At 72.4% G+C, this 12232-nt stretch carries 11 protein-coding genes; 6 read left to right on the forward strand and 5 right to left on the reverse strand.

Features of this window, described 5'->3' with window-relative positions; translation table 11 throughout:
• Window positions 1-119 precede the first annotated feature (119 nt).
• The 3 genes from IEZ27_RS42180 to IEZ27_RS42190 all read left to right on the forward strand — a co-directional run bounded on the left by IEZ27_RS42180 (window position 120) and on the right by IEZ27_RS42190 (window position 2814).
• A complete protein-coding gene (locus tag IEZ27_RS42180; RefSeq protein ID WP_125642233.1) occupies window positions 120-1028 on the forward strand; it encodes an ABC transporter ATP-binding protein in 909 nt (302 codons plus the stop codon).
• Window positions 1025-1795: an ABC transporter permease gene (locus IEZ27_RS42185; RefSeq protein WP_189652395.1), complete on the forward strand. Its 771-nt coding sequence runs from the start codon at window positions 1025-1027 to the stop codon at window positions 1793-1795. Before IEZ27_RS42180 ends, IEZ27_RS42185 begins: the two co-directional genes overlap by 4 nt.
• A gap of 95 nt (window positions 1796-1890) precedes the next feature.
• Entirely contained in the window at window positions 1891-2814 is a 924-nt protein-coding gene (locus IEZ27_RS42190) for an EamA family transporter (RefSeq protein ID WP_189652396.1), read from the forward strand.
• 205 nt (window positions 2815-3019) lie between these two features.
• Here the strand turns inward: IEZ27_RS42190 and IEZ27_RS42195 are convergent, their stop codons facing one another.
• From IEZ27_RS42195 to IEZ27_RS42205, 3 genes are read right to left on the reverse strand one after another with little or no spacing between them, the layout of a single operon-like run.
• A complete protein-coding gene (locus tag IEZ27_RS42195) occupies window positions 3020-3688 on the reverse strand; it encodes a GntR family transcriptional regulator (protein ID WP_189652397.1) in 669 nt (222 codons plus the stop codon).
• Window positions 3689-3700: 12 nt separating this feature from the next.
• Complete coding sequence (locus IEZ27_RS42200; RefSeq protein WP_189652398.1) at window positions 3701-4642, reverse strand: ornithine cyclodeaminase family protein; 942 nt, start codon at window positions 4640-4642, stop codon at window positions 3701-3703.
• Window positions 4639-5607: a proline racemase family protein gene (locus tag IEZ27_RS42205; RefSeq protein WP_189652399.1), complete on the reverse strand. Its 969-nt coding sequence runs from the start codon at window positions 5605-5607 to the stop codon at window positions 4639-4641. The genes IEZ27_RS42200 and IEZ27_RS42205 overlap by 4 nt, the downstream gene beginning before the upstream one ends.
• Window positions 5608-5748: 141 nt before the next feature.
• On the opposite strand from IEZ27_RS42205, the gene IEZ27_RS42210 reads away from it, so the two are divergent.
• Both IEZ27_RS42210 and IEZ27_RS42215 read left to right on the forward strand, forming a co-directional pair.
• Window positions 5749-6735, forward strand: a complete 987-nt coding sequence (locus tag IEZ27_RS42210; RefSeq protein WP_229824821.1) for a COX15/CtaA family protein — start codon at window positions 5749-5751, stop codon at window positions 6733-6735.
• Between the two features lie 23 nt (window positions 6736-6758).
• Window positions 6759-7478: a SanA/YdcF family protein gene (locus tag IEZ27_RS42215; RefSeq protein ID WP_229824822.1), complete on the forward strand. Its 720-nt coding sequence runs from the start codon at window positions 6759-6761 to the stop codon at window positions 7476-7478.
• Here IEZ27_RS42215 and IEZ27_RS42220 read toward each other — a convergent pair.
• Entirely contained in the window at window positions 7454-8644 is a 1191-nt protein-coding gene (locus tag IEZ27_RS42220; RefSeq protein WP_189652401.1) for a PrsW family intramembrane metalloprotease, read from the reverse strand. The two genes, IEZ27_RS42215 and IEZ27_RS42220, sit on opposite strands and share 25 nt — an antisense overlap.
• 276 nt (window positions 8645-8920) lie before the next feature.
• Window positions 8921-9865 carry a heme o synthase gene (locus IEZ27_RS42225; RefSeq protein WP_125642207.1) on the reverse strand — a complete coding sequence of 315 codons (945 nt, stop codon included), beginning with the start codon at window positions 9863-9865 and terminating at the stop codon, window positions 8921-8923.
• Window positions 9866-10200: 335 nt separating this feature from the next.
• Here IEZ27_RS42225 and tkt point away from each other — a divergent pair, with 335 nt between their 5' ends.
• Window positions 10201-12231, forward strand: a complete 2031-nt coding sequence (tkt, locus tag IEZ27_RS42230) for a transketolase (protein WP_229824830.1) — start codon at window positions 10201-10203, stop codon at window positions 12229-12231.
• Window position 12232: the final 1 nt, after the last annotated feature.

Below are 12232 nucleotides of genomic sequence, written 5' to 3' on the forward strand. Positions count from 1 at the left end.
CCTTTCCGGGGAACGGTCCGGTCAAGGGCCGTCCATTTCCGGACAGGGCGCCCGGCAGCCGCCCGCCGGGCCCGTACCTGAGGGGCGGACCGCCCGGCGCAGTCCCTAAACTCGTGGCCATGGATTCCCCAGCCGTCGAGATCGTCGACCTGGTCAAACGCTACGGCGGCAGGACCGCCCTCGACGGCCTCACCCTGCGGGCCGGCCGCGGCGCGGTCACCGCCGTCCTCGGGCCCAACGGCGCGGGCAAGACGTCCACGGTCGAGATCTGCGAGGGGTTCCGCAAGGCCGACTCCGGCACGGTCCGGGTGCTCGGCCTGGCGCCCACACTGCCCGAGCTGCGGCCGCGTGTCGGGGTGATGCTCCAGGCCGGCGGGGTGCCGCCGGCGATGCGCTGCGCCGAGTGGCTGCGCCTGGTCTCCCGCTTCTACGCCCGCCCCCTCGACCCGGACGCGCTGCTGGCCCGGCTCGGGCTGGCCGAGCACGCGCGCACCGCCTACCGGCGGTTGTCGGGCGGGCAGCAGCAGCGGCTCTCGCTGGCCGCGGCCGTGATCGGCCGGCCGGAGCTGGTCTTCCTCGACGAGCCGACGGCGGGTCTCGACCCTCAGGCCCGGCACGCCTGCTGGGAGCTGGTCGGCGAGCTGCGCGGCGCGGGCGTGTCGGTGGTGCTGACCACCCACCACATGGACGAGGCCGAACGGCTGGCCGACCACGTCGTGATCATCGACAGGGGGCGCGTGGTGGCCGAGGGCAGCCCCGCCTCGCTGACCGGGGCCGAGCGGCAGCTCAGGTTCAGGGCCAGGCCGGGGCTCACGCTGGAGGAACTGCTCAACGCGCTCCCGGCGGGCAGCGCGGCCAAGGAGTCGCCCGCCGGCCACTACATCATCGAGGGCCAGGTCGGGCCCGAGTTGCTGGCCACGGTCACGGCCTGGTGCGCGGCCGAGGGCGTCACGGCCGACGACCTGCGCATCGAGCGCCGTACCCTCGAAGACGTCTTCCTCGAACTGACCGGCAGGGAGCTGCGATGACCGCCGCGCTCGACCTCACGCCCGCGCCGGGCGCCGCGCCGTTCCCGCGCATGGTGCTCGCGCAGGCCGGCGCCGAGATCCGCACGATGTTGCGCAACGGCGAGCAGCTCCTGCTCACGCTGATCATCCCGGTGCTGCTGCTGGTGGGCTTCTCGCTGGCGCCGCTGGTCGACGTCGGCGGCGGACGGCGGGTCGACTTCCTCGTGCCGGGCGTGCTCGCGCTTGCCGTCATGTCCACGGCCTTCACCGGGCAGGCCATCGGCACCGGCTTCGAGCGCCGCTACGGCGTGCTGAAGCGGCTGGGCGCGACGCCGCTGTCCAGGGCCGGGCTCATGCTGGCCAAGACGGCCGCGGTGGTGGCCGTGGAGGTCATCCAGGCCGTGGTGATCGTCGGCGTGGGGCTGGCGCTGGGGTGGCGTCCGCACGGGTCGTTCCTGGCCGCGGCGCTGCTGATCGTGCTCGGCACGGCGGCCTTCAGCGGGCTCGGGCTGCTCATGGCCGGCACGTTGCGGGCCGAGGCGACGCTGGCCGGGGCCAACCTGGTCTACCTGGTGCTGCTCGGGGCGGGCGGGGTGGTGTTCCCGCTGTCGAAGTTCCCCGAGGGCGCGCGGCCGTTCCTGGAGCTGCTGCCGATCTCGGCGCTCACCGGCGGGCTGCGTACGGTGCTGGCCCAGGGGGCGGCGCTGCCGGTCGGGCCCGTCCTGGTCCTGGCCGGCTGGGCCGTGGTGACCCTCGCCCTGGTCTCCCGCCTGTTCCGCTGGGAGTGAGCGGCCCAGGTCAGGCGTAGCACCCCGGATGCGGAGAAGTCCTCCGAGGTCAGTACGCTCTGACGACTGCTCAAGCTTCTCCCGAGGTGTTCCCCTTGACCGAATTCGCCCTGGACGATCCCTTCGATCGCCGCCCGGCGCTGCCCGGGCCAGGACGCCTGCTGCGCCAGGCCGCGGACTCGATCCCGCCCTCGTCGCTCGTGCTGCTGGCCATCGTCTCGGTGCAGATCGGCGCCGCGTTCGCCAAGGATCTGTTCGCCACGCTGCCGCCGAGCGCCGTGGTGTTCCTGCGCATCGCGACCGGCGGCCTGATCATGGCGGCGGTGGCCCGGCCCAAGCTGAAGGGGCTGAGCTGGCGCGACTGGGCGGTCGGGGTCGGCTTCGGCGTGACGCTCGCCCTGATGAACCTGTCGTTCTACGAGGCCCTGGCGCGGCTGCCGATGGGCGTCGCGGTGGCGATCGAGTTCCTCGGTCCGCTGGGCGTGGCCGTGGCGGCCTCGCGGCGCCGGCTCGACCTGGTGTGGATCGGCCTGGCGGGGCTCGGCGTGGCGCTGCTGGCGCCCTGGGGCGAGCCGGTGTCGGCGGGCTGGTGGCTCGGCATCGGGTTCGCCCTGGTGGCGGGCGCGGGCTGGGCCGGCTACATCCTGCTGTCGGCGGCGGCCGGTCGGCGTTTCCCCGGCACGACCGGGTTGTCGTTCGCGATGATCGTCTCGGCCGTGGTGATCGCGCCGGTGGGCGTCACGAGCGGCGGGGCCGACCTGTTGCAGCCGCACCTGTTGCTGATCGGGCTGGGGGTCGGGCTGCTGTCGTCGGTGATCCCGTACTCGCTGGAGCTTCAGGCGCTGCGGCGCATGCCCAAGCACGTGTTCGGCATCCTGATGAGCCTGGAGCCGGCCGTGGCGGCGATGGCCGGCGTGCTGCTGCTGGGCGAGGTGCTGCACGTGCAGCAGTGGACGGCGATCGTGTGCATCGTGGCCGCCAGCCTGGGCTCGACCCGGATGACGACCGGGCGGAAGTAGGTGCCGCCGCGCGCCCGTGGGATGGGGTTCTCTCGGGCGCGCGGCGGAGGGCTCGGCGTCAGGTGGGCGGTCGCCGAGCCCGGGAAGGCCAGCGGAGCGGGCTTCCGCGTGACCAGGGCCTGTGCGGCTGAATGTCAGCGTGCCCAAAGATTACCGCAAAACGGACAAATCCTCTAATTTTGGACAGTAAAACCTGTGGTCCGTGTCAGTGTTCGGCCCAGATGCCGCGTACGTGCCCGATGTGCTCGGCCATGAGGTGGGCGACCGCCGCGGCGTCGCCGCTCTTGAGCGCGTCGAGCAGGGCCAGGTGCTCCCTGGCCGAGTCGGTCAGGGAACCGCGCTCGGCGAGCTGGGACAGGCCGTAGAGGCGGGCCCGGTTACGCAGGTCGCGCACCACCTCCACCAGGTGGACGTTGCCGGACAGTGCCAGCAGCTCCAGGTGGAAACGCAGGTCGGCGTCGACGTAGGCGAGCAGGTCGGCGCGGTCGGCGGCCGAGACGATCTCCTGGGCGACCGGGCGCAGCCGTTCGAACTCCTCGGCGCGGGCGCTGTCGGCCAGCCGCGAGACGGTGGGCACCTCGATCAGCTCGCGGATCTGGGTGAGCTCGTCGAGGTCGCGGTCGGACAGCTCGGTCACCCGGAAGCCCTTGTTGCGCACGGCCTCGACCAGGCCCTCCTTGGCCAGGTCGAGCATGGCCTCGCGGACCGGCGTGGCCGAGACACCGAACTGCGCGGCGAGCACGGGCGCGGAGTAGACCACCCCCGGCCGCATCTCGCCGGTGATCAGCGCGGCCCGCAGCGCGTGCGCGACCTGCTCACGCAGGCTCTGCCGCTCCCCCACCATCGGCAGGTCGAGCCGGTCCTCGGCAGCCATCCGCCTTCCCTCCTACATCCACGCCTCGTACGCGGCCGCGGCGACCACCAGGTCCTCCCACGCCATGCCCGTGCTCTTGAACACCCGCGGGCCAGGATCGGTCACCACCCTTCCGGCGATCAGCTCGGCGAGGTTTCCGGCGAGATGACCAGAGGTGATCGTACCGTGGCGGATCGGGATGATCACGTCACCGGCTTCGTCCAGGGCGGCCGCTCTGGCCTCGACGACCAGGGTGGCGCGGGCGACGAGGTCACCGTCGAGCTCGCGGGCCCCGGGCTCGTGCGAGCCGACCGCGACGACGGTGACGCCGTCGCGGGCGAGCTTACCGGGGAACAGCGGTTCTCTGGCGGTGGTGCAGCAGGCGACCAGGTCGGCGGCCCGGATCGCCGCCGCCGTCCCGGGCTCCCCGGCGGTCAGCGCCTCGGCGGTCAGGCCCAGGTCGCGGCAGCGGGCGGCCAGGGCTTCGGCGCGGGCGGAGTCTCGGCCGACGACCGTGACGTGCTCGACGGGCCGTACCTCGCGCAGGGCCAGGACATGGCCCCACGCCTGCGGCCCGCTGCCGAACACCACCAGCCGCCGCGCGTCCGGCTCGGCCAGGTGCGCGACCGCCAGCGCCGAGACCGCGGGCGTGCGCAGGGAGGTGAGCGCGATCCCGTCGAGCGCGGCGAGCGGCGCCAGGGTCTCGCCGTCCAGCAGCAGGTACGTCCCCTGGATCCGGGGCAGCCCGCGCCCGGGGTTGCCGGGCGCCACGCTGACGGCCTTGACCCCGGCGTAGCGGCCGGCGGCGGCCGGCATGAGCAGGAGCTGACCGGCGGGCAGATCCACGCCGGTCCGCGGGGGCGTCAGCTCGGGGTCGAGCCCGGCGCGCAGGGCCTCTTCGAGCAGGCCCACGGCCCGGCCGACCGGCACCAGCCGCTCCAGCGCGGCCCCGTCGAGGTAGGGGAGCGTGCTCATCGCAGCGTGAACCCCGTTCCGATCGGGTCGGCCGGATCGAGCTCGAAGACGTGCCTACCGGTGCGGTAGGCCATGCCCTCGATCTCCGGCACGATCCCCTCGCCGGTCACCCGGGCCACGCGCGCCCTGAAGACGGACCCGACGACGCTCTCGTGGACCAGCGTGCCGCGCAGGCCCGCCTCGTGCAGCAGCGCCATCCGGGCGGCGCTGCCCGAGCCGCACGGCGAGCGGTCCACCTCGCCGTCGGCGAAGACGGTGACGTTGCGCTGGCGGGCATGCCCCTCGTCGTCGTCCGGCAGTTCGTCGTAGAAGATCACGCCGTACACGCCGGACAGGCGGTCGTCGGCCGGGTGCCGGGTGGCGGGGTGGCCCGCCAGGGCGGCCTTGATCCGGCGGGCGTGCTCGACGAGCGCGGTCAGGTGCCGGGGCTCGACGGACAGGCCCAGCGCCCCGGCCGGTACGGAGGCGTAGATCGCGCCGCCGTACGAGAGGTCGACCCGGGTGCCGGCGGCGGCCACGTCCCGGGCCAGCACGTACGACGGGACGCTGACGAACGTCACCGCCTCCACCCGCCCGCCCGAGCAGCGCACCCGGGCCGTGACGCGCCCCGACGGCACGTCCACCACCACGTCGGTCTCCCCGTCGGGATCGGCCTCGACCAGCCCCTCGTGCACCGCGTACGCGCCCAGGGCGATCGTGCCGTGGCCGCAGGCGGTGGAGAAGCCGTCCTTGTGCCAGAACAGCACGCCGAGATGCGCCCCGGCGTCGTCGGGCGGGACCAGGAAGCAGCCGTACATGTCGGCGTGCCCGCGCGGCTCGTGGCACAGCAGCCGCCGGACGTGGTCGGCGTGGCCGGGCGCGTTCTCCCGCCGGGTGAGCACGTCCCGCCCGGGGATCTCGGGCACGCCGCCGGTGACGATCCGGAACGGCTCACCGCCGGTGTGGTAGTCGACAGTACTGATCACGGTTCGAGTCCTTCGGGGAACGGGTCGAGCGGGGGCGTCCGGGAGCCTCCAAGGATACGCCTCTCGGTAATATGTCACATGGCGGATCGCGCTGAGAAGCCTCTGACGGGACCGTCCCACCCGGCCCGTACCATCGATGACGTGAAACCATCCACGGACCGCTCCAACGTCCTCGTCCGCGCCCTGAACACCTTCTGGGCGCCGACCGCGCGCTCGATGCGCGGCTGGGCGCTGGCGTCCGTGGTGGCCAACGCGGGCATCGCGGTGACCGGCGCCGGCGTGCGGGTGACCGGCTCCGGGCTCGGCTGCCCGACCTGGCCGAGGTGCACGCCCGACAGCTTCGTGCCGATCGCCCATCCCGAGATGTCGATGCTGACCATGCTCATCGAGTTCGGCAACCGGCTGCTGACGTTCCTGGTGCTGGCGGTGGGCGCGGCGTGCGTGCTCGCGGCGCTGCGCCTGGTCCCGCGCAGGCGGGTGCTGGTGCGCCTGGCGCTGCTGCAGCCCGCGGGTGTGCTGGCCCAGGCGCTGTGGGGCGGCCTGGTGGTCAGGAGCGCGCTCAGCCCGTTCACGGTCGGCATGCACTTCCTGATCTCCATGGCCCTGATCGCCGCCTGCTGGATGCTCTACGCCCGCGCCGGCGAGGGCGACGGCCCGGCCGTCCGGATCGCCCACCGCGACGTGCGGCGGCTGGGCTACGCACTGCTCGCGGCCACGGCCGTGCTGCTGGTGGCGGGCGTCGTGGTCAGCGGCACCGGCCCGCACTCGGGCGACGCGATCGCCTCCCGCTTCGACTTCGACATCGAGGCCGTGGCCCGGCTGCACGCCGACATCGTCTACCTCGTCGTCGGGCTGACGTTCGCGCTGCTGTTCGCGCTGCACGTGACCGGCGCGCCGCGGGCGGCCGTCCGGGCCGTGCTCGGGTTGTTCGCGGTGGAGCTGGCCCAGGGCGTGCTCGGCTACACCCAGTACTTCCTGGCCGTGCCGGCCGCGCTGGTGCTGCTGCACGTGCTCGGCGCCTCGCTGGTGTGGATCGCCGCGCTGCGGGTGGTCACCTCGCTGCGCACCCGCGACCCGCTGGAGTCCGCCGCCGCCGCCGTTCCCGCGGAAGCGCCCGCCGCCGTCTGATCCCTTGTGTCAGGGTATGGGGTGTGCTGGAACTCCGGGCCCGGAAGGGACTGCTCTCGCGTACGGCGCTGCGGCGCGCGTACCAGGGGCTGGTGCTGGTCAGCGTGCTCGCCCTCGCGCCCATGACGTGGGCCTGGCTCGACAGCTCGCCGCACCGCGTGGTCGCCGACAGCGGCGGCTGGCTGACGCGGGTGCCGCCCGCGCAGGCCGCGCTGGTGCTCGGCGCGGGCCTGTGGCACACGCAGCCCACGCCCATGCTGGCCCGCCGGCTCGACGTCGCCGCCGAGCTCTATCGGGCGGGCAAGGTACGCGCGCTGCTGCTGTCGGGTGACAACAGCCGCAAGGAGTACGACGAGCCCACCGCCATGCGCGACTACCTGCTGCGCCGGGGCGTGCCCGCCGGAGTGATGGTGCTGGACTACGCCGGGTTCGACACCTGGGACTCGTGCGTACGGGCCCGCGAGGTGTTCGGCGCCGAACGGGTCACCGTCGTCACCCAGGTCTTCCACCTGCCGAGGGCCGTGGCGCTGTGCCGGACGGCCGGCCTGGAGACGTTCGGCGTGGGCGACGACTCCACCCGGCAGTGGGCGGCCACCACGTACGTCTACGCCACCAGGGAGCTGCTGGCCACGGCCAAGGCCGTCGCCGACGCGCTCGTGCTGCGCTCCGAGCCGGTCTACCCCGGGCCGCGCGAGGTCTCGCTGACCGCGATCCTGGCTCAGCGGGGCGCGCCGGGCGCGTAGCCGGGCGGCGGCGTGCCCCTGGCCACCGAGCGGGCGTGCACCGGCGGCACCGGGAAGTCGGCGCGGGCCGTGCTCATGCACTCCAGCAGTGCCCGCTGCTCCTCGTGGAAGGCCTGTTCGTCGACCATGTGGCGGGCCGCCCGCTCGTGCAGCAGGCCGAGCTCGGTGGCGGCGAGCTGGTAGTCGCGCATCGCGCGCACCCCGCGCTTGCCGCCGTAGGCCCTGGCCCACTGCCTGGCCTGACGCCGCCGGGCGAACGTGGACAACATGTAGATGTCGGCGGCCCCGACCAGCTTGGTCGGCTCGTACGGCGGCAGGTAGGTCTGGATGAGCGCGACGATGCGCCGCCGGTCCCTGAACACCACGCCGATCAGCACGACGAGCACCACCAGCAGCGCCAGGTAGGCCACCACGAGCCCGGGAAAACCGCCGTAGGAGGCCAGGCCGTTCCACAGGCCGTGCAGGATCATCGCCCCGGACCAGCCGGCCAGCACCAGGAAGGCCCGCTCCGGCCCCTGGCGCTGGGCCGCGTACGCGACGGCCACCCCGATCATCGAGCTGAACAGCGGATGGGCGAACGGCGACAGGACGCCGCGCAGCACCACGGTGACCGCCAGGCTGCTGACGCCGTTGCCGTTGAGCGCCGACAGGTAGTAGCTGACGTTCTCGCTCATGGCGAAGCCGAGGCCGACCATGCTGGCGTAGATGATGCCGTCGGTGGGCCCGTCGAGCTCGGCCCGGCGGAACTTCAGCAGCCCGAGCAGCACCAGGCCCTTCATCGTCTCCTCGACGACGGGCGCGCCGAAGGTGGCCGCCAGGTTGCGCGCGCTGGTGGGCGAGAGCTTGGCGGTGTCGATGAAGTAGTGGAGGTTGAGCGAGTTGATCGCGCCCGCGATCAGCACGGCGATGCCCGCGCCCCACGCGAAGGCGAAGATCAGGTTGCTGCGCGGCTCGGGCTCCATGCGGTCCAGCGCCAGTACGGCGGCCAGCAGCAGCGGCACCGGCGCCAGCGCGAGGACGAGCGCGATGAAGAACTGCACCGGCTCGCCGTTGAGCACGTCGAAGGAGAACGAGACCAGGGCGCAGATGCCGGTGAGGACCAGCCCGGTGATCAACGCGAACGACGGGCGGTCCTTCAACACCCAGCGTGGATCACGGGACGCCATACCGTGACTTTAACGGATCAGAGTGACGGGGTCCGTGCCGGTCTGGGCACTGCCGGTCGAGGTCGGACCCACCGTGACCGGCCCGCCCGACGGTACGGCCGATCGCGAGGCGGTCGTGGGGCAGGTCCGGCGGACGGGAGCACGCTCGGCGACCGCCGGCGCCCTCGGGAACGATCACGTGAACCGGCCGTCTGGGATAGTCACTCGTCACCGTCCGGACATGGGGGGTCGTACGCCCCGGCCGCTTCGCCGTCCCCGGCCGGGAGGCCCGCCGGGTCAGGCCAGCAGCGGGTCGATCGCGACGGCCAGGAAGAGCAGCGCGAGGTAGGCGTTGGACCAGTGGAAGAACCGCATCGGGCGCAGGTCGACGCCGCTCCGGCCGGCGTTGAGCCGGGCCAGCAGGCGGTGGACCTCCCACAGGCAGACCACGCCGAGCACGACCGCGACGACCGGGTAGAACAGCGTGGTGTGCGCCACCGGCCACAGGGCCAGCGAGCACAGCACGGTCGCCCAGGTGTAGGCCACGGACTCCAGGATGACCCGCCGCTCGGTGGCCACCACCGGCAACATCGGCACCTTGGCCGCCGCGTAGTCCTCCTTGTAGCGCATGGCGAGGGTCCAGGTGTGCGGCGGCGTCCAGAAGAACACCACCCCGAACAGCACCAGGGGCGCCCAGTCGAGCCGCTCGGTGATGCCCGCCCAGCCGATCATGACCGGCATGCAGCCCGCGATGCCGCCCCACACGATGTTCTGGGCGGTACGCCGCTTCAGGATCATCGAGTAGACGATCACGTAGAACAGGATCGCCGCGGTGGACAACACAGCGGCCAGCCAATTGGTGGTGACCCACAGGCCAACAGTGGACAAAATCCCCAGAACGATGCCGAAAACCAGCGCGCCCCGCGGCGACACCTGGTGCCTGGCCAGCGGGCGGCGGCGGGTGCGCCGCATCTTCTGGTCGATGTCGCGATCGACGTAGCAGTTGAGCGCGTTGGCGCTGCCCGCCGACAGGGTGCCGAAGACCATGACGGCGATCGACTTCCACAGCGGCGGCAGGCCGCCGGCCGCCAGGAACATCACCGGAAGGGTCGTGATCAGCAGCAGCTCGATGATCCGCGGCTTGGTGAGCGCGACGTAGGCCTTCACGACCATGCCGAACGTGCGCGGCGCCCCGGACTCGGTCGAGGGGGCCGTGGCCTGCCTGTTGGTCAGCACCGTCAAGGCGCTTCCAGCCTGTGCGGAGTCAACGCGTAACCTCTGATTAGAGCGGATCGATGAGTGGCGCCGTGGCGCCTCTGCGAACAACCAAACTGTAGTCGCAGGGGCGGACGGTCCGGCCAATGGGGGGCTTGAGCCATTCATGGACACGCAAGGGTGGAATGGGAATCGATCGCCAGCTCCACTCGGTTAGGGTCCCGTGTGGGCGGGATAGCCAACAGGTACTGCCAAATGACAACTAGATTCCGGAGATCGCGCACTTGAGCACCGAACTCGTGCCAGCCCTTGAATGGACCGACCTCGACAAGAAGGCGGTCGACGTCGTCCGGGCGCTGGCGATGGACGCAGTGGAGAAGGCGGGCTCGGGTCACCCCGGCACCGCCATGAGCCTGGCCCCCGCCGCATACCTGCTGTTCCAGCGCGTGATGCGCCACGACCCGAGCGACCCCAACTGGGCGGGCCGCGACCGGTTCGTGTTGTCGTGCGGCCACACCAGCCTGACGCTCTACATCCAGCTCTACCTGTCGGGCTACGGCCTGACGCTCGACGACCTGAGGCGCCTGCGGCAGTGGGACAGCCTCACCCCCGGCCACCCCGAGCACGGGCACACCGCCGGAGTTGAGACCACCACCGGTCCGCTCGGCCAGGGCCTCGGCAACGCGGTCGGCATGGCGATGGCGGCCCGCCGCGAGCGCGGCCTGTTCGACCCCGAGGCCGAGCGCGGCGCCTCGCCGTTCGACCACCACATCTGGTGCTTCGTCAGCGACGGCGACATCGAGGAGGGCATCAGCCACGAGGCCAGCGCCCTGGCCGGCCACCAGAAGCTGGGCAACCTCGTCGTCCTGTACGACGACAACCACATCTCCATCGAGGACGACACCCTCATCGCCAAGTCCGAGGACGTCGTCAAGCGCTACGAGGCCTACGGCTGGCACACCGAGAGCGTCGACTGGACCGCCGGCGGCGAGTACGAAGAGGACGTCCAGGCCCTGTTCGAGGCCCTTGAGGCGGCCAAGGCCGAGACCGACCGGCCCTCCTTCATCCGGCTGCGCACGATCATCGGCTGGCCGGCGCCCAACAAGAAGAACACCGGCAAGATCCATGGCGCGGCCCTGGGCGAGGCGGAGATCGCCGCGACCAAGGAGATCCTGGGCATGGACCCGGCCAGGACCTTCGACGTGCCGGCCGCGGTGCTCCAGCACGCCCGCGAGGTGGTCGCCCGCGGCCGTACCGATCGTGCCGAGTGGGACAAGGGCTACGCCGAGTGGCGCCTGGCCAACCCCGAGCGCGCCAAGGAGTTCGACCGCATCTCCCACCGCGAGCTGCCCGCCGGCTGGGCCACGGCCCTGCCCGAGTTCGAGACCGGCTCCTCGATGGCCACCCGCAAGGCCAGCGGCGAGGTGCTGGGCGCGCTGGCCCCGGTGCTGCCCGAGCTGTGGGGCGGTTCGGCCGACCTGGCCGAGTCGAACCTGACGACCATGAAGGGCGAGCCGTCCTTCATCCCCGACGAGTACCAGACCAAGGACTTCCCCGGTAACCCCTACGGCCGCACGCTGCACTTCGGCATCCGCGAGCACGCCATGGGCGCCATCCTCAACGGCATCGCCCTGCACGGCGGCACCCGCCCGTACGGCGGCACGTTCCTGGTCTTCTCCGACTACATGCGCCCCGCGGTGCGCCTGGCCGCGCTGATGAAGCTGCCGGTCACCTACGTGTGGACGCACGACTCCATCGGCCTCGGCGAGGACGGCCCCACCCACCAGCCGATCGAGCACCTGTGGGCGCTGCGCGCGATCCCCGGCCTCGACGTCGTCCGCCCGGCCGACGCCAACGAGACCGCCCATGCGTGGAAGACGATCCTGGAGCACACCGACCGTCCCGCCGCCCTGGCTCTGACCAGGCAGAACGTGCCGGTCTACGAGGGCACGAGCGCCGACGGCGTGGCCCGTGGCGGCTACGTGCTGCGCGAGGCCTCCGACGGCCAGCCGCACGTGATCCTCATCGCCACCGGCAGCGAGGTCGAGGTCGCCGTGCAGGGCCGCGAGCTGCTGGAGGCGCAGGGCATCTCCACACGCGTGGTGTCGATGCCGTGTGTCGAGTGGTTCAACGGGCAGGACTCCGCTTACCGGCAGACGGTCCTGCCCTCGGCCATCCGGGCCCGGGTCGCGGTCGAGGCCGGCGTCGCGCTCGGCTGGCACCAGTTCGTCGGCGAGTGCGGCGAAGTGGTCAGCCTGGAGCACTTCGGCGCCTCGGCGCCGTACAGGACGCTGTACGAGCAGTTCGGGCTCACGGCCGAGCGTGTGGCGGCGGCGGCCAAGGCGAGCCTCGCCAAGCTGGGTCAGGACAAGGGCGAGACGACGGGAAACTGAG

The sequence above is a fragment of the Nonomuraea spiralis genome, from assembly GCF_014648435.1.
GTDB classification, from domain to species: Bacteria; Actinomycetota; Actinomycetes; order Streptosporangiales; family Streptosporangiaceae; genus Nonomuraea; species Nonomuraea spiralis.

What these genes read in the sequence shown, in the direction of transcription:
- IEZ27_RS42180 (WP_125642233.1), top strand. Translation starts at nt 120, where the DNA reads ATGGATTCCCCAGCCGTCGAGATCGTCGACCTGGTCAAACGCTACGGC.
- IEZ27_RS42185 (WP_189652395.1), top strand. Translation starts at nt 1,025, where the DNA reads ATGACCGCCGCGCTCGACCTCACGCCCGCGCCGGGCGCCGCGCCGTTC.
- IEZ27_RS42195 (WP_189652397.1), bottom strand. Translation starts at nt 3,688, where the DNA reads ATGGCTGCCGAGGACCGGCTCGACCTGCCGATGGTGGGGGAGCGGCAG.
- IEZ27_RS42200 (WP_189652398.1), bottom strand. Translation starts at nt 4,642, where the DNA reads ATGAGCACGCTCCCCTACCTCGACGGGGCCGCGCTGGAGCGGCTGGTG.
- IEZ27_RS42220 (WP_189652401.1), bottom strand. Translation starts at nt 8,644, where the DNA reads ATGGCGTCCCGTGATCCACGCTGGGTGTTGAAGGACCGCCCGTCGTTC.
- tkt (WP_229824830.1), top strand. Translation starts at nt 10,201, where the DNA reads ATGGACGCAGTGGAGAAGGCGGGCTCGGGTCACCCCGGCACCGCCATG.